The sequence below is a fragment of the Trinickia sp. genome, from assembly GCF_057351765.1.
Genome location: NZ_JBMRBK010000101.1, coordinates 1 through 17,360, shown reverse-complemented (window position 1 = coordinate 17,360; position 17,360 = coordinate 1). Strand labels below are relative to the sequence as shown.

Here is a 17,360-nt window from a genome sequence, read left to right as displayed (position 1 = left end):
TTTGGATATCGGACGGAATATCGGCATTGACGGGCACCGCCACGCCAGCAAGATCTCTGGAGAGCCACCGCCCCAATGTCGGCTCATGATGCGTGCCTTCCATCGCCGCCATGCCCCAGCCCCAAATGATGCCGCCGATCATCTGGGCGCGCGCCGTGCGCGGATTGATGATGCGCCCCGCGCTATAGCTGCCGACCGCGCGCCGCAGCCGCAGCAAGCCCAGTTCGGGATCGACGGCCACCTCGACGAAGATTGCGCCGAACGTCGAAATGGCTACGTCGCTGCCCTCGCCGTTCGCATTGAACGGCGCGCCGCCCGGCAAGCTGAACTCGCCGTCGGCCCTGAGCTCCGCCCGTCCGGCCTGACGCATGAGCTCGAAAATCGATTGCCCGCGCTCGTCGCTGCCGCTACGCCGGATCCGGCCATCGGCCAGCTCGGCTTGCGAATCCGGAACGCCCGCAAGTTCCGCTAGCTGAGCCCGCACGGAACGCGCCGCGTAGAGAACCGAGGCACCGACACCCATCGTCGAAGACGATCCGTAAGTCGGCCCGCCTTTCGGCAATGCCGTATCGCCCATCGACAGCGATACCTGATCGAGCGACACGCCGAGAACATCCGCCGCGATCTGCGGAAAAATCGTCAACGTGCCGGTGCCGATATCGTGGCAGCCCGTTTCGATCGTCGCTCGGCCACTCGCGTTGAGCCGTACGCGCGCCACGGACGGAAATCGAAAGCATCCCATCGAGCTCGTCGCCATGCCGCTGCCGAGCAGCCACGGTCCATCGCGTACCGGCTCCCGGGGACGTTCGTACCAGCCAAAGAGGCGCGCGCCTTCGGCGTAGGCCTCGCGCAGTTTTTTCGATGACCACGGCTTGCCTGTCGCCGGGTCCGTTTCCGCATAGTTGGCGAGACGAAAATCAAGCGGGTCCATACCCACGAGATGGGCCATTTCATCGATCGCCGAATCCAGCCCCCACAAGCCCGGTCCCTCCCACGGGGCGCGCATGGCGGTCGGATGATTCACGTTCGCATGCCGCACCTTCTGTTTCGTCTGAATCGCGGGGCTCGCATAGACGCCCTGCGACGCGGACGTCGCATGCTCGACGAATTGCTCCGCAATCGACGTCACGTTTTCGACGTCATGGCTCAACGCACTCAGGCGCCCGTCAGCTTCGGCCCCAAGCACCATGTGGTGACGCATGTCCGGTTGATAGCCGACCATCGAATACATCTGAGCCCGGCTCAACACCAGCTTGATCGGGCGTTGCAGCACACGGGCAGCCGCGGCGGCAAGCAGCTCATGCGGCCAGACGAAACCTTTACAGCCGAAACCTCCACCGGTGTGGTGGCAAATGACACGCACCTGCTCGGGCCTGACGCCGAACGCGCTCGAGAGCACGGCCTGCACGTTGTAGCCGTGCTGGGTCGTATCGAATATCGTCAGCTCGTCGCCGTCCCAGACCGCCTGGACGGCTGACGGCTCCATCGGGTTGTGATGCCGCGAAGGTTGCAGGTAATCGGCCTCGTGCCGATGCGCGGCGCTCGATAACCCCCGAGCGATGTCACCCTTCGAAAACTCGGCGGGTGCGTAGAGATTTTCCGTTGCGATGACCGCCGCGCCTTCACTTTGCGCAACGAAGGGCGAGACTTCGATGTCGGCTCGCACGAGTCGCGCGGCCTGCTCCGCTTGTTCGAGGCGCTCGGCGGCGACGATGGCAATCGCTTGGCCGTGATGGCGAATCGTCGTGTCCTGCATCGGCAGCAAGGTGATGGCCGAGGGTGCCGTCACGTTCGCAAAGTGCGGCATGTCGTCAACCGTCAATACGCGAACCACACCCGGCACCGACCCGGCCTCGTGTGTGTCGATCTGCCGAATCGTACCCGCAGGCACAGGCGAGCCGACCAGGACCACAAAAAGCGCCCCATCGAGCCGTTGATCGGCGGTGTACTTCGCCTGGCCTGTTACCTTGATGGGCCCATCCGGACGGGGCAACGCTTCGCCGATGCTCATGCGGCACCTCCTTCGGCGCGTTGCGCCGCCAACTGAAGCGCGCGCCATGCGGCGTTACGCGCGATCACGATCTTGTGTGCATTGTGCGAAAGCGCGCGGGCGGCAGCAAATTCCTGCTCGATCGCTCGACGCGCATCGGGCGATGCAACGGCCAGCCCTTGCAGATTGCGTTCGGCCCCGCTCAAGCGCCACGGCCGCATCGCCACGGACCCGAGGGCAATCCGCGCCTGGCGGATCACACCGCCATGGAGTTCGAGCCCTACCGCCGCAGAGGCAATCGCAAACTCGTAAGATTCTCGTTCGCGGACCTTCAGATAGGCTGAATTCGGCATCGCGCAGGGCAGCTCGATCGACGTAATCAGTTCGTCGTCGTCCATGACGTTGTGCTTTCGAATGCCGCGGTCGTCGGCGGGCAACGTATGAAAGTCCGCCGCCGAGACCCGACGCGTGCCGCGCGGAGATTCGATGACGATATCGGCCTCGAGCGCCGATAACGCGACTGCGGGGTCGGACGGTTGAACTGCGACGCAATCGTCGGTCCAGCCGAAGATCGCGTGCTTCTCGTTGATGCCGTGCCGTGCCGCACACCCTGAACCCGGCACACGCCGGTTGCAGGGAAGCACTTCGTCCGAACGAAAGTAAGGGCAGCGCGTGCGCTGCAACAGGTTGCCGCCGATCGAAGCGAGGTTGCGCAACTGAGCCGAGGCGGCCTTGAGGCACGCTTCGGACAGCGCGGGAAAGTCGTTCGCGACACGCGGATTGAGTGCAACCTCGTTGAGCGTGGCGAGCGCACCGATACGCAGTCCGCTCCCGCCCGGGATGCTTTCGATTCCCTTCAAGTCCTGCAGACGCGAAATGTCCACTATGTGAGCAGGGTGCTCGATACCGAGGCGCATCCAGTTCAGCAGCTCGGTGCCGCCGGCCAACAGCGCGGTCCGTTCGCCGAACCGCTTCAGCGCATCCTGGACATCGCCGGCGCGCGCGTAGGTAAATGGCTCCATCATTGCCCTCCGTTCGGCGCGCTTGCCCCAGCCTTGACGGCTTCGACGATCTGCGGGTATGACGAGCATCGACACAAGTTGCCGCTCATCCACTCTCGAATGTCGGCATCGCTTTTTGTATGACCTTCCCGCACGCAACAGACGGCGGACATGATCTGCCCCGGCGTGCAAAAGCCGCATTGAAAAGCGTCGCAGTCGATGAAAGCCTGCTGCATGGGATGCAGCGTTTCGCCTTGCGAAAGCCCTTCGATCGTCGTGACCGCGCGTCCGTCGGCCTGCGCCGCGAGCACCATGCACGCGTTCACGCGCTGCCCGTCGAGATGCACCGTGCACGCGCCGCATTCGCCGAAATTGCAGCCCTTTTTCGTACCGGTGAGATGGAGATGCTCGCGCAAGGCATCGAGCAATGTGGTGCGCGTATCGAGCACGCAACGATGTGCGGAGCCGTTGACGTTCAACGTCAGTTCGATCACGTGCGCAATGTCTGTTGTCGGTGGGATAGCCACTTCGATCGTCTCCGTTCATCGCATTCTGGTGAACCCGCCTACCGTCGGGCAGCGGGTCTTAAAGAGTAGGCGGTGACGGTAGGCGATTCAAGCGGTGCGCCCGGGGAACCTCGCCTGTGGCGAGCCCTCTTTCTACGAACTTCTGTGCGGGGCGCCAGTCCGTCGCGTCGCGCTCGCGTGCACCCTTCCCGTAAAAGCTCACCATGGGCCGCCTGGTTGGCAGCCATTGCGGGCTCGCGCCGATAACGCGGGATGAGCGCGAAGACGCGGTTACCGCTGAGTGCTCGACGGTTGCCGACGAAGCGCAGGCCAAACGTACAGCGTGGCAGTGCCTGGCAACCCCGATACCTTTCGCGCCGCGGCCGCTTGCCGGTCCCGAAAGCCGAACGCGAGGGACACCACCGGGGTACCTTGCTTCAGCATGGTGTCCAGAAAGGCGGCGAGCTTCGGCATCGGCTTGATCATCAGATAGCAGGCAACGGCATCGGCGTCGCGCAGATCGCAATGGAAGAAGTTGCCTCTTTGCAGGCGGACGTTGGGTAAATGCCGCGTTCGCAAACGCGCGACCCAGTAGGGGAATGGCGATATTTCGATTCCGTGAATGCGTGCTTCGGGGAAAGCGCGAGCCAACGCGCTCACGAGCATGCCCCAGCCACAGCCGAGCTCGTATAGAACCGCCTGCTCCGGCACGCCAGCCTCTTTCAGCAAGGCAATCACTTCGGCCGCCTCCGCGCGGCTCGATGACATAGGAACGACGCCGGTCACGAAGTAATAGATCAGCACCGAGAGCGCGACGGCGGTGCTGGTCGCCAATACGAACGTCGCAAAGATGTCGGACATTGAAGGCATGCAGGCTCGCCTGAAATCGCTACGTCGATCTGTATCCGTAGGGGCCGCACAATTGCCTAAAACCCCAACTTCAATTGAAACCCGATCGTGAAAGGCAGATTGTCGGAAGGAATCGGTGGCACGAGAATGAAATTCATGCCAACGCGCTTATACGTCACCATGACGAGCGGTGCGGCCACCGGCCCGATCGAATGATCGTGGCCGATGCCCCATCTGCCGTAGTTGTAGCCCGAGATGATGCCGCCCATGACGGCGAGCCGAACGAATCCCCAGTGAGCGAATTCGGGCGCCCACACGCCCCCGCCGTACCACGACGGACGAGCAAGCGAATTCCGGAACCCGCCTGCGGTCAACGCCCATTGCCCGTTGAGCCAGCACTCCACGCCGAGCCCGGGATTCACGTCTTCGAAAGACTGCTCGGGATGAATGTGATGTGACGCAATCATCGCGTCGATCCAGAGTCCGCTGCCGCACCAGTTGGCCGCATGCGCCGGCACTGATGACGACAGGACACCCGAGGCAATAGTCGCCGTCGACAAGGCCGCGCGCGCGATCGATTTCCGCGCGTAGCGCGCCACCACTTTCCAACGATGCATGTCCGCTCCGTTCGCCGGTCTGGCGCCGGCCATGAGTTCTCGTTCGTACGGCTCGAGGCCGCTAGCCGCGCACTGTACCGCAATACGCCGGCAAACCGCGCACGAGGAACCGAAGACACGCTCGGTTGGAACAGATCGAACCGGCGCCGTTTACGCGTGGACGGACAACCAACCTCAGAGCCCGAGATCGGACAACCCTGGATGATCGTCCGGCCGGCGCCCCAGCGGCCAGCGATAAAGCCGATCGCTTTCGCGTATCGGCAGATCGTTGATGCACGCGAACCGGCGCGCCATCAAACCATTTGCATCGAATTCCCAATTCTCGTTGCCGTAGGAGCGAAACCAATTGCCCGAATCGTCGTGCCACTCGTAAGCGAATCGCACGGCGATCCGGTTGCCGTCGTGCGCCCAAAGCTCCTTGATGAGCCGGTAATCGAGCTCCTTGGCCCATTTGCGCCGCAAGAACGCAACGATTTCCGGACGGCCATTGACGAATTCCGCACGGTTGCGCCAGACGCTTTGCGGCGTGTAAGCGAGCGCGACGCGCTCGGGTTCGCGCGTATTCCATCCATCCTCGGCGGCGCGCACTTTCTGAATGGCGGTTTCGCGAGTGAAGGGCGGAAATGGCGGCCGCGATTCGTTCGATTGATTCGGATCTGACATGGTCTCTCCTTTACGTTCGGGCTAGTGAGAAAGTCTTTGTTCGCAAGAGCGCGCCGCTATACCGATGCGCGAGCATCGAGCAACGTCATGGCCGCGGCGCGCGCATCCCGCGCCGCGCCGGCACTGCCACTCACGAGTGCCACGCCAATGGCCCCGTCGATCAGAATCAGCCATTGCCTGGCAAGCGATGCGGCCGCTTTTGTGTCTCGGCCTGTGTCCGCGACATAGGCGTCGCACGTCACGCGAATGAATTGCAGCAACTGCGCCTTGTGCTCGCGTGCGACCACACGAATCGGGTCTTCGGCGCAGCCGATCTCGCCCGACGCATTCAAGAACGCGCACCCATGGAAGTCCGGCGACGCAAACCATTCGCGCAGCACCTCGAACATCCCCAGCAATTGCTCGCGGGCCGTCTTCCCGCTGCGCCGCGTGCCGTCGACGAACCAGCTCATCCAGCGCTCATGACGCCGCCGCAACGCAGCGGCCACCAGCGCATCTTTCGATTCGAAGTACGTATAAAAGCTTTTGCGCGTGGTCGCGGACTGCCGGACGATGGCGTCCACGCCGGTCGCGTGAATACCCCCCGCATAAACGAGCGCCTCCGCGGCGTCGAGCAGCTTGTCGCGCACGCTGCTCCCCGCCGAGCCGCATTCATGCTCGTGCTCGCCGGTGCCATGTCGATCCGCATTTGCCATGGCGCTAAGGTAGAACGATCGTTCTACCTTGTCAATCGAGGTTTCGCATATAAGCTATAAGCCCGACTGATCGCCCAACCACTCCAATGAAAGAACTCAAGACAGCGAGCGTTAAAGCCGCGTACGCCATGCTGTTCGCGTTGATCGCCACGAGCACCGTTTTACTGCCCGCATGCACCCCATTGCGGGTGGTGACGCATACCGTCGGCACGGACGAAGCGCGCGTTCCCGCGGGCAGCTACGCGCTCGACGCGCATCATTGGAGCATTACGTTCGATGTCGACCATCTGAAATACTCGCGCTTTACGATGCGTTTCGATAAAGCGCAGGGGACGCTCGATTGGAAGCCGGGCGGCATGGAAGCGAGCACCGTGGACGTCTCGATCGACGCATCGAGCGTCGACACCAACGTAGCGCTGCTGGACAAGCTCGTGAAAGGACCGGATATGTTCGACGCAGCGAACCATCCAACGATTCGCTTCGTCAGCACGCGCGTCATGCGCACGGGCAACGCCGAGGGCAAGCTCGAAGGGAATTTGACGATCCGCGGCGTCACGCGGCCAGTGGTGCTCGATATGAAATTCAACGGTTACGGCGTCGATCCGCTGACGAAAGAAGACAAGCTCGGCTTTTCCGCGCAAGGACACTTCAGCCGTTCGCAATTCGGACTCGGGACGTGGTACCCCGCGGTCGGCGACGATGTGCGGGTGAGAATCGAAGCCGAATTCGCACGGCACGCGGACGCCGAAGCCCGATAGGGGCCGACGGTCGTCGACGGCCTCAACCTCTCAAGCGTCGGTCCAGTCGAGAATCACCTTGCCGCTTTCGCCCGACAACATCGCGGCGAATGCCTGTTCGTAGTCCGCGACCGCAAAGCGGTGCGTCAGAATCGGCGACAAGTCGAGCCCGCTTTGGAGCATCGCGACCATCTTGTACCAGGTCTCGAACATTTCCCGACCGTAGATCCCCTTGATCTCGAGGCCCTTGAAGATGACCTGATTCCAGTCGATCGCCGTCTGCGCCGGGGGAATGCCGAGCAACGCAACTTTGCCGCCGTGATTCATCGCTTCGAGCAAGCTCGTGAACGCGCTCGGGACACCCGACATTTCGAGGCCCACATCGAAGCCCTCCGTCATATGCAGTTCGGCCATGACATCGCGCAGCGATTCGCGCGCGACATTCACGGCACGGGTCGCCCCCATCTTGCGCGCGAGTGCCAGACGATAGTCGTTGACATCGGTGATCACCACGTTGCGCGCGCCCACATGCTTCGCTATCGCGGCCGCCATGATGCCGATGGGGCCCGCACCGGTGATCAAGACATCCTCTCCGACGAGGTTGAACGACAGGGCCGTATGCGTCGCGTTGCCGAAGGGATCGAAGATGGCGGCGAGATCGTCGGAGATCTCATCGGGAATCTTGAAGGCGTTGAATGCGGGAATGACGAGAAATTCGGCGAATGCACCCGCGCGGTTGACGCCGACACCCACCGTATTGCGGCACAGATGCCGGCGTCCGGCTCGGCAGTTGCGGCAAAAGCCGCAGGTGATGTGGCCTTCGCCCGATACGCGATCGCCGATCGAAAAACCGCGCACCTCCTGCCCCATAGCCACGATTTCGCCAACGTACTCGTGGCCGACATGCATCGGCACGGGAATCGTCTTTTGCGCCCAGTCGTCCCATTTCCATATATGGATGTCGGTCCCGCAGATCGCGGTCCGCTTGATGCGGATCATGACATCGTTATGACCGACCTCGGGTTTGGCCACACGGGTCAGCGTCAAGCCAGGAGCACGCTCGAGTTTCGCCAGTGCTTTCATGGTTTCGCTCCTTCTCTCAAACGATGCCGAGCGATTTGCCGACTCGCTTGAACGCATCGATCGCGCGATCGATCTGTTCGGGCGTGTGTGCCGCGCTCATCTGCGTGCGAATGCGCGCACGCCCTTTCGGCACGACCGGATAAGAAAACCCGATGACGTAGACGCCTTCTTGCAACAGCGCATCCGCCATGCGTGAAGCGATTTGGGCATCCCCCAGCATGACGGGAATGATCGGATGTTCGCCCGGTACGAGCGTGAAACCGGCTGCGCTCATCGCCTCCCGAAAACGCTCACCGTTGGCACGCACCCGGCGACGCAGTTCGGCACCTTCATCGCTTCGCAAGAGATCGAGCACCGCGAGCGATGCCGCTGCGATGCTGGGTGTGAGGGTATTGGAAAACAGGTATGGACGCGAACGCTGCCGCAGGAGTTCGACGATTTCGCGGCGCGCCGCGACGTAGCCGCCCGACGCGCCGCCGAGCGCCTTGCCGAGCGTGCCCGTCAGAATGTCCACGCGGCCCTCGACGCCGCAGTGTTCGGGCGTGCCCCGGCCGTGTTCGCCGATGAAGCCGACCGCGTGCGAATCGTCGACCATCACGAGCGCGCCATAACGATCGGCCAGGTCGCAAATGCCGGCCAGGTTCGCGATGATGCCATCCATCGAAAAGACGCCATCGGTCGCAATCAGCTTGAAGCGTGCCCCGGCCGCATCGGCTTCGCGCAACTTCGCTTCGAGGTCTGCCAGGTCATTGTTCTTGTAACGGTAACGCTTGGCTTTCGAAAGCCTCACGCCGTCGATGATGCTCGCGTGATTGAGTTCGTCGCTGATGATGGCGTCGTTCTCGTCCGTCAACGTCTCGAACAATCCACCGTTTGCGTCGAAGCAGCTCGAATAGAGAATCGAGTCTTCGGTGCCGAGAAATTCCGAAATGGCATGTTCGAGCGTCTTATGCACCGTCTGCGTACCGCAAATGAACCGCACCGATGCCATCCCGAAACCGTCGTTGTCGAGCCCTTGCTTCGCCGCTGCAATCATGCGGGCGTCATTCGCAAGACCGAGATAGTTGTTCGCACAGAAGTTGAGCACGTCTTCGCCGTTTGCCAGCTGGATAGCCGCGGACTGAGGACTGGCAATGACGCGCTCGGATTTGTAAAAACCGTCGGCTCGGATCTGGTCGATCGTCTTGCGCAAATGGGCAAGATAAGTTTCGCGCATCGTTGCTGCTCCTGTGAGAGTCGGTTCGAATCGCGCGCTTCCCGGATCACGGGTCGATACGCGCATGTAGCTGTTATAGTCGGTCATCGCCGATAGCGGACGATTTCAATTTTTCGAACACAAGTTCGATATATCGAACAACTTTAAGCGATCGGAAACCAAATGGCAAGCACGGGCAACCGGCGCGGCCCGCACGCGTCTTCACCCGCGGTTGGAGCAGGCGCCCCCAGCGCCGCGCCACCGCGCGTCGGTGAGCAAATTCAGCGGCTCAGAATGGATCGCAAGATGACGCTCGACGACCTGTCTCGCGCAGCGGGTGTGTCGAAGTCGATGCTGTCGGAGATCGAGCGCGACAAAGCAAACCCCACTATCGCTGTCGCATGGCGGTTGACGAACGCGCTCGGCGTCAGCCTGGACCAGTTGTTCGCAACGCACAAAGCGCCGGAGACCGTCGTCGTGGCAGGTCCACACGATATTCCGACGCTCGACGGGCACGAAGCGAAGTATCAACTGCGCGTATGGGGCCCGATCGAGCTGGCCGGCAAATTCGAATGGTATGAATTGACGTTGCAAGCCGGCGGCGCTCTCGTCTCCAATGCCCACGAACCCGGTACGCGCGAACACCTCACCGTGCTGCAAGGATCGATCGAGGTCGAGGTCGATGGCGTGGTCAAGCGCCTGAAAACCGCGGATACCGCGCGTTACGTGGCGGATGTCGATCACGCGGTGCGCAACGCTGGCAAAGGTGAAGCCAAAGCGTTGCTCGTCGTCATCCACGGATAATTTCAACGCTCGACTGGCTGCAGTCTTTGGTCCGGATACTGTATATTTGTACAGGTTATCTCGATATTCAAACCGGCCATGAGAGAACAAGACCTCGCTGCAATACGCTTGCGGGCGGCAGCCCGCGACCTCGAACAAATCGTCCGCCACATTGCGGGGCGCTACATCGTCCAGGGCGTGCCGCTGACCTGGCGCCTGCTTCATGCCATCGAAGCCGAGGCGCTTGCCGATCTCGGTTTCGCAAGCCGCCACGAAGCGTTCATCCTGGATCTGTTCAAGCGCCCGGCGGACCTGGCTTATCCAGAAACAGACGACCCCGCCACGTTCGGGCGATCGAATGCGCTGCCAGCCGCGCTGGCGTTCGCGGTCGCGGCGTATGAAGAAGCACAGGAAAAACCGCCGGCCGGCGGCACGCGAAGGCAGGCGGACCGGTCACCCCACGCTCGAGGCTAGCGCGGCCAAGCGGCGCGTGCATGCCGGTGTGGCTCCCGGAAACACTCACGCAAGCCATCCCGAAAAAGCTCACCTCGAGCGTCGGGCCCCCGGCGGACCAAGTCGCAGGCAAGTCGACTCGTCAGGCATGCGAAGCTGTGCCGTGCCCGCTCATGAAGCGGGTCACCGCTTCGAGCCGCGAATGGCCGACACCCGACGAATGCTCGCATTCAGGGCACAGCAATTCGTAACCATCGTCGAGTTGACCGAGTTCCGGTTCGCCGTCCGGACACTTCGGACAACGAGCGGGCAGCAATACATGCCCATCGAGCAACGTTCCGAGCGTGGCGAAATGCGCATCGCTCAGTTGGCCGGCGAGTGCAAGCTCGCAGACCACATCGGCTAATTCCGGCGAAACCGCGGAGCGCGCACGCAGCGCATCGAGCTCGCGCGTCAATGCGTCGATTTCGTCGGACTGCCCGCGCACCTGCGTTTCGAGGCGATCGGCCTTTCCCTTGGCGGCACTCAATTGCTGAATGAAGTCGAATTCTTTCCGGCTGGCATCGCGAATGCCGGCCTGATACGTACTGGCCATACTGCGCAACGAATCGAGCTCGACGAGCATCGGCTTGACTCGGCGCTCGGCTTCGGCGATCGCATCTTTGATCTGGGTGGCGTAGTGCTCCGCGTTTTGCCGCATTTCCGCCTGAAGCGAATCGATGCGCTCGCGTAATTTTGCGTTCGTCGTGCGTTCGTCATCGAGCAACCGGCCGAGCTTTTCGTTGTCGGCCAGGAGCCGCGCTGCGGTGGAGGTCAATGTCTCGTGACTCGATGCGCGTTGTGTCTGCTCGCTGGCGAACTCGGCCTCGAGTTCGCGTACCCGTGCCCAAGCAGTCTGGGCGAGAGACTCGCTGCGTTGGAGCGCCTCGTTCAGCGTTTCCTGGCGAACCTCGGCATCACGCACGCGGCGTTGAGCCTCTTCGAGAGTTGCCTGCATTTCGAGGCGCTCGGTCTCCAGCATTTCTTTCGCATGCGCGAGTGCCTGCGCGAAGAGCTCGCCGAGCAGTTCTCCGGCTTTGTCTTCCAGCGACGGTGGAATCGCCCCGGCGCCGACCTTGACCTTCGAAGTCTCGCGAATACGCTCCCAGAAATGATCGATGTCTTTGGGGATGTCGCTTGCGCTACCGGTTTGCGTCAGCTCCCGCACAGCAGCCATCGAAGGACGGATGCCCAAATCGAAAAACAACCGCTTGCACGCATGGAGCGACAATTCGCGACGATGCAGCCCGCGGGCCTTCATCGATTCCAGCTCTTGCCGGATGAGCTGTCGTTGCTCGTCTAGGATGGACATGGGTGCAAACTCGGTTTCAATGTGTGCGGATCATAACGGATTACGTAGCAGGCAATACGAGCGAACATCGAACTGTCGTTTTTTGGCGACCGACCCGCTTCATCGTCGATACAAGGGCTTGTACGGCGGGGCTGTTCAAGCAGATCCGTGAAACAAAGCGAAGGAGCTGAATCAAGTCTTTGATTGTAAAGGGATGTGCTGAAGCAGCGTTAATAGACGCCATGTTTCACGAACAGGTGTGTCCCAAGCTCGTGAAGATTGTTCCAACAATTTTTCAACGATACACGACGGTCTTTCTTGAGAGTCATAGAAGTAAACACCCTTGAACCTTATTTAAAAACGTTAACGACTCCGCAAACCCTTGCTGCTCACGGGTTTGCGCGGTGCAACGTGAGCTTTTGCAGGGGCAATCGTGAGACGTTGCGGGAGCGTTGCGTGATGAGGTTCGGGAATGACCGTGAGCCGCTGCGGGATAGGTCGTGAGCGGATTCGGGAGCCGGACCGAAGACGGGCTCGCCAAAACGTGAGCCTTTACGGGACCGGTCGGGCGCCAGCGTCACGCTCTCCGTGGCCCGCGGATCCGCGAGCACCATCGAGCAGGTGAGGTTTTCCGGGAGCGCTGCGCACCTCGGTTTACGCCTCCAATCTACCCCGCTCAGAGGCCAACGTGAGCAAACACGGGAACCATGGCCCATCTGAGGTGAGGCTTTTCAGGAGGACATCGCACTTTGCAGGAAAGGTCCTGTGAAGGGTGAGCTTTTACGGGACCGTGCCGATGGTGTCCTGTCGGCGGCCTTCGCGCGTTGGGCTGCTCACCGGCGGTGTCTTCTACGGTGAGCCTTTTCGGGAGCTTTGCGAAACTGCTGCGCCATCTCACAGGAGCATGCCTCCGCGCGCCCGAAGGTGAGTATTTGCGGGAGACATTGAGGCCGGTCACCTCCGAGGACCAAGGAAGTTAGTCATTACTCTCGCAGTAAGCCGCACCGACATTGATTGGTGAGTGCGTATCGGGGAGTCCGGTAGACGCAAAGGTGAGGGTTTGCGGGGGGCTTTCGTAGATGGCGGTATAGCTCGTTCATCCAAGGTCCGTCCGTCTGAGGTGAGGGAATACAGGAGATACAGCGATGAAAGAGGTTTCTCGAGGAGTTGTCTCTAAGTGTAGGTAGCGACAGATAAATTTGCTGGACCGCGATCGACGGGTGAGACTTTGCGGGGGTGAGCGGATGCGGGGTCGACGACCGTCGGATCGCTCGTCGCGGGGCGCAAAGGTGAGTGTTTTCAGGGACTATAGCGGAGGCCGTTTTTCGGGCGTTGCGGTTCCGGACCGCGACTGGACGGGCCTTGTGGGCTATGTGAGGTGAGAAGTTTCGGGATGCACCGTCGGTATCTGCTGCGAGCCGATACCGCGACTGCGCGACCCCGCAAGCGCATTTCGGTACGCCAGGTTGCGGACGTCGTTGCGATTTGCAGCCGCGTTGCCTATTGCTCGCAGCTCCGCGCTCGTCGGTTGAGATGTGAGCGCGCGAGTTCGACCATCTGGAATATGTGAGTCAGACTGCGAGTAAAGCGGGGTTCGGCGGGATGGAGCGTGGGTTCGTCGTGAAATCGCGACAATCGATAAAGTGAGCTTATTCAGGACCCTACGCAGGCATTTCGCACCGACTGTCGATCGCTTATTTTGCGCTATGCCTCAACAGACAACGCTCGTTGCGCGACTCCGTCTTCCCGGTAGGTGAGCGTTTTCGGGATTCACCCGAGGTGAGGCGCCGTTTCTTGGCCAGATTCACCGAACACGGTGAGAGCCTGCCTGTAGACGAGGTTCACCGCACTCCGGTATGCTCTTGGCAAATCTCTTCTTGACCTGACGCATGGCAACGAAGCGCGCGAAGAAAACCGATGTGGTGAGTCCAAGCTCCGCCGAGTTGCGCAAAGCGGTCGAGGCCATCGCGATTCAGCCGAAGAGCGGCAAAATCACGCTGCTCACCCGCAAACTGTTCAATGTCCTGCTTGCTGTTGCGCAGCAAGCGGACGATTCGGGCGATACCTACAGGGCACTGCTGTCGGACATCGTTGCGAACTCCGCCTTCGACTCGAACGACACCGCGCTCGTCAAAGAACATCTGCGTCGCATGGTGTCCGTGCAGGTCGAATGGAGCCAGGGCACGTCCAGCCAGAAGCCGGGGCGCAAGTGGGGTATCTCGACGCTGATCGCCGATGCGGAAATCCTCGAAGACCCTGCCACGCGCCGCGTGTGGGTGGAGTTTTCGTTCGCGCCGAAGATCAAGAAAAAGCTCCTCGACCCGGTGCAGTATGCGCGCTTGAGCCTGCAGTTTCAAAGCCAACTGCGCAGCAGCGCGGGCCTGGCGCTGTACGAGATTTGTGTTCGCTACCTGACGAATCCGAGCCACCTCACCATGCGCGAATCGTGGGCGTGGTGGCGGCCGATTCTTTCCGGTACGCCCGATACGGAAGCTGGCGACGAAGCGAAACGCGAGTACAAATACTTCAAACGCGACTACCTGCGGCCCGCTATCGCCGAAGTAAATGCGGTGACGAACATCTTCGTCGAGTTGATCGAACATCGCGAGGGACGCAGGGTGGCGGAGATACAGTTTCGGGTGACCGAGCGCAAACAGCCCATGCTCGCGCTGGATGAACATCCGAACGTATTCGACAGCACGCTCGTGGACAGGATGGTGAAGCTCGGCATTCCGCTCAAGGAAGCGCAAACGCTTTATGCGGATAGTGAAGAGAATCGGATCCGCGCCGCGCTGCAGATGACCGAGCAACGCATGCGCAGTACCACGTTGCCCCCCGTTCGCAGCGCGCCTGCCTTGTTCAAGGACGCCCTGAAAAAAGGCTATGCGCCTGCCGTGGAGATTCCGGCGCCGGCTGAAGGTGCGGCCAAGGTTTCGGCTATCTCGGCACCTACGGACGAACTCAAGGCACGGCTCGTCGACGAATATGGCGCCTACCGGCGCAAGGAAGCCAAGGCGCTTTACGAGGAGCAAGGCCAGTCCGAGCAGGAGCTGGCTAGGCGCTCGTTCGAGGAGGACACCCTGGCCGAGCTCGGTGCGCACATGCGCGACGAATGGCGCCGCCGTGGACTCAATTCGAAGTTGGTCGAAACGGCATTTTTCGACTGGCTCGCGCGCAAGACCTGGGGTGAGCCGACGGACGGCGATCTGCTCGCCTTCACCCTTCGCCATTCGCGCGCGACTGCCTAGGCGCCGCTGCTGTATCCTCGCTTCGCCCTACCCCACCCCTTCTTCTGCGATTCGTCTTTGGGGGCACGCTGCCCTACTGCGCGGGCAGCAGGATTGCCTCGAGCTGGCGAAGGATCTCGTCGCGCTTTTCCCGTGCTAGCCCACGTAGCCGCAACTCGATGCGGTCATCGCCGTAGGATTTCAACTCTCCCACCGACGCGCCGTCCAACTTGATCTCCACGCGCTGAGCGTAACGCTGCCTGCCAACGGGCTTGGAATTTTCCTGCGGGCCGGTGCGGCCTTTGACGATGTCGGCGACTTGGCGCGTGCTCAGATCGTCCGAGAGAATTTTGTTGATCAGTCGCAGCGTGGCTTCGACACCTCGCGCGGAATGATATCGGCCGACCTGATAGGCCATGTTCGAGCCGAAGCGATCGGGCCTGGAGACCATCTCCTGCATTATCGATTCGGGCAGTTTCGACAGCGAGAGCGCTACCGCGACGGTCGATTCGTCGAGGCCCAAATGTTCTGCGAGTTCCTTTTGGCTCTGGAAGTGCTGTTCGTCGAGAAAACGACGCCACACCACCGCGTTGTCGAAAACCGTCTGCGAATCACGCTGGACGTTCAGATCGTAGCCAAGCTTATAGCTTTGGATGCCGACGGGAAGGTCAACGACGATGGCTTTGACCGTTTCCTTGTTGGCCTCCTTGAGCGCCCGGACCCGGCGGCCACCGTCGCTGACGAAGTAGGTGCCGGGGTTGCCGTAGTCGGGAATGACGTGGATGGCCTGCTGCTGCCCTTGCTTCGCCAGATTCACCGCCAACTCCGCGATCGAAGCCTTGATGTAGAAATGGCGCGGATTGAATGGGCTCGGTTTGATGGCCTTGAGATCGAGCTCGATAACTTGGCCCGGAGTGTAGCCATGGGTCATGCGCCAAGCACGGTATTCGGGGGACTCGTTCGCATCATCGTTATCAGCGGGAGCGGTCATCGTGCTCGTCTTCGGCGTCAGCTTCGAAGGCGATGCCGCATCATTCTTGACGAGGGTATCGATGGCGTTGAGCCGATCGAGAGCCGTTCGCTTTTCACTGCTCGTAGTATCCGGCCGCGCTTGAAAGCCTTTGGCGAATTGGGACGGTTTCATTGAGGGTCCTTTATGCGCATAAACTCAGGGGAGCAAGGCCGCGATCTCATCGGCACAAGCGCGAATTTCCGCCGCGGCGAGCTTTGCGCCTCGGTCGTTCATCTGCAATACGGTCTGACCGAGAGCCATCGCCTGCTTGTATGCCTCTCGCGTCGGAATCTGTGTTTTCAGTAATGGGAAGCCGAGGTCTTCCAGTGCGCGCTTGAGTTCGCGCGTCAGCATTCTTTTTTCCTCGGTCTTGTTGAGCAGAAATACCGCCTTCAGATCCTCGTTCATTACTTGCGCCTGCTGAACAAGCTTGACCAGGCCTACGCTGGACCAGTAGTCAGCGGGCGACGACGACGTCGGAATCACTGCAATGGATGCGGCAAGCAGGACCACGCCCGAGACTTTCTCAGTAATAGACGGCGGGCAATCGACGACGATAACGTCGTAGTCGCCGATGAACTTCTTTATCTCTCGGTGAATTTGCCCTCCGGCCTCTGCGAGGTTGACGACCGGGAACGGGATGCCGGTGTCTGCGTCGGACGACGCGCTCGACCAATGAATGAGGGTGTTTTGGCCATCGGCATCGACCACGAGGACCCGCTTGCCTTTCTCGTGAAAAGCCGCACCGAGATGCATAGCGATGGTGCTTTTGCCGACTCCGCCTTTCTGTTGGGTAACCGCGACGATCTCAGCTGCCAATTTATTCGCTCCGTAACAGGTCGATGAATTCTACCTGGGAGATTTTTTATTTCAATGATTAATGTGGCTCTTGCGCGACGATATGTCGTTTGGACGAGGGTTTATGCGCATAAACCGCCCTCGGCGCGAGCGGGATGCGTTTTCCCAATGCGAGGTCACCGTCGCTGAACGCACAGCGGCGGCTTTTTGCGTGGCGGGCAGTTTCAATCAGAACGCCATAGCTTGAGCGACGCGGCTTGCATCGCTGGGCGTTGTTCTTAAGCTGGTTCGAGAGCCGAGAGCCGAGAGCCGAGAGCCGAGAGCCGAGAGCCGAGAGCCGAGAGCCGAGAGCCGAGAGCCGAGAGCCGAGAGCCGAGAGCCGAGAGCCGAGAGCCGAGAGCCGAGAGCCGAGAGCCGAGAG

The 17,360-nt window shown here is 61.1% G+C and carries 16 protein-coding genes; 4 read left to right on the top strand and 12 right to left on the bottom strand.

Features of this window, described 5'->3' with window-relative positions; all coding sequences use genetic code 11:
• From ACO1XS_RS26175 to ACO1XS_RS26145, 7 genes are all read right to left on the bottom strand, one after another.
• A partial coding sequence (locus ACO1XS_RS26175) for a xanthine dehydrogenase family protein molybdopterin-binding subunit (protein ID WP_486392050.1) occupies positions 1-2,011 on the bottom strand: 2,011 nt, incomplete at its 3' end.
• Positions 2,008-3,015 carry an FAD binding domain-containing protein gene (locus tag ACO1XS_RS26170; protein ID WP_331569957.1) on the bottom strand — a complete coding sequence of 336 codons (1,008 nt, stop codon included), beginning with the start codon at positions 3,013-3,015 and terminating at the stop codon, positions 2,008-2,010. The genes ACO1XS_RS26175 and ACO1XS_RS26170, both read right to left, overlap by 4 nt.
• On the bottom strand, positions 3,012-3,518 hold the full coding sequence (locus ACO1XS_RS26165) for a (2Fe-2S)-binding protein (RefSeq protein ID WP_331569955.1): 507 nt from the start codon (positions 3,516-3,518) through the stop codon (positions 3,012-3,014). Before ACO1XS_RS26165 ends, ACO1XS_RS26170 begins: the two co-directional genes overlap by 4 nt.
• A gap of 270 nt (positions 3,519-3,788) precedes the next feature.
• The gene (locus ACO1XS_RS26160) at positions 3,789-4,358 is read right to left on the bottom strand and encodes a class I SAM-dependent methyltransferase (protein ID WP_486392049.1); all 570 of its coding nucleotides are present in this window, start codon (positions 4,356-4,358) and stop codon (positions 3,789-3,791) included.
• A gap of 65 nt (positions 4,359-4,423) precedes the next feature.
• Entirely contained in the window at positions 4,424-4,963 is a 540-nt protein-coding gene (locus ACO1XS_RS26155) for a hypothetical protein (protein ID WP_331569951.1), read from the bottom strand.
• A 174-nt stretch (positions 4,964-5,137) separates the two neighbouring features.
• The gene (locus ACO1XS_RS26150; protein ID WP_331569949.1) at positions 5,138-5,626 is read right to left on the bottom strand and encodes a nuclear transport factor 2 family protein; all 489 of its coding nucleotides are present in this window, start codon (positions 5,624-5,626) and stop codon (positions 5,138-5,140) included.
• 56 nt (positions 5,627-5,682) lie between these two features.
• Positions 5,683-6,321, bottom strand: coding sequence for a TetR/AcrR family transcriptional regulator (locus ACO1XS_RS26145; protein WP_486392048.1), 639 nt, complete (start codon positions 6,319-6,321; stop codon positions 5,683-5,685).
• An 86-nt stretch (positions 6,322-6,407) separates the two neighbouring features.
• Here ACO1XS_RS26145 and ACO1XS_RS26140 point away from each other — a divergent pair, with 86 nt between their 5' ends.
• Entirely contained in the window at positions 6,408-7,079 is a 672-nt protein-coding gene (locus ACO1XS_RS26140; RefSeq protein ID WP_486392047.1) for a YceI family protein, read from the top strand.
• Between the two features lie 30 nt (positions 7,080-7,109).
• Here ACO1XS_RS26140 and tdh read toward each other — a convergent pair whose 3' ends face one another.
• Positions 7,110-8,141, bottom strand: a complete 1,032-nt coding sequence (gene tdh / locus ACO1XS_RS26135) for an L-threonine 3-dehydrogenase (protein WP_331569943.1) — start codon at positions 8,139-8,141, stop codon at positions 7,110-7,112.
• Positions 8,142-8,157: 16 nt separating this feature from the next.
• A complete protein-coding gene (locus ACO1XS_RS26130; RefSeq protein ID WP_486392046.1) occupies positions 8,158-9,357 on the bottom strand; it encodes a glycine C-acetyltransferase in 1,200 nt (399 codons plus the stop codon).
• A 162-nt stretch (positions 9,358-9,519) separates the two neighbouring features.
• Here ACO1XS_RS26130 and ACO1XS_RS26125 point away from each other — a divergent pair, with 162 nt between their 5' ends.
• Positions 9,520-10,140 (top strand): helix-turn-helix domain-containing protein, encoded by a 621-nt coding sequence (locus ACO1XS_RS26125; protein ID WP_331569939.1) that lies wholly within the window; start codon positions 9,520-9,522, stop codon positions 10,138-10,140.
• A 78-nt stretch (positions 10,141-10,218) separates the two neighbouring features.
• Entirely contained in the window at positions 10,219-10,593 is a 375-nt protein-coding gene (locus ACO1XS_RS26120; RefSeq protein ID WP_331573010.1) for a DUF2471 family protein, read from the top strand.
• Positions 10,594-10,714: 121 nt separating this feature from the next.
• Here the strand turns inward: ACO1XS_RS26120 and ACO1XS_RS26115 are convergent, their stop codons facing one another.
• The gene (locus ACO1XS_RS26115) at positions 10,715-11,923 is read right to left on the bottom strand and encodes a DNA-binding protein (protein ID WP_486392045.1); all 1,209 of its coding nucleotides are present in this window, start codon (positions 11,921-11,923) and stop codon (positions 10,715-10,717) included.
• Positions 11,924-13,791: 1,868 nt separating this feature from the next.
• Between ACO1XS_RS26115 and ACO1XS_RS26110 the strand changes: the two genes are divergently transcribed.
• Positions 13,792-15,150: a replication initiation protein gene (locus ACO1XS_RS26110; RefSeq protein ID WP_331571687.1), complete on the top strand. Its 1,359-nt coding sequence runs from the start codon at positions 13,792-13,794 to the stop codon at positions 15,148-15,150.
• A 73-nt stretch (positions 15,151-15,223) separates the two neighbouring features.
• Here ACO1XS_RS26110 and ACO1XS_RS26105 read toward each other — a convergent pair whose 3' ends face one another.
• Positions 15,224-16,273 carry a ParB/RepB/Spo0J family partition protein gene (locus tag ACO1XS_RS26105; RefSeq protein WP_331571689.1) on the bottom strand — a complete coding sequence of 350 codons (1,050 nt, stop codon included), beginning with the start codon at positions 16,271-16,273 and terminating at the stop codon, positions 15,224-15,226.
• A 24-nt stretch (positions 16,274-16,297) separates the two neighbouring features.
• Positions 16,298-16,960, bottom strand: a complete 663-nt coding sequence (gene parA, locus ACO1XS_RS26100; protein ID WP_331571691.1) for a ParA family partition ATPase — start codon at positions 16,958-16,960, stop codon at positions 16,298-16,300.
• Positions 16,961-17,360: the final 400 nt, after the last annotated feature.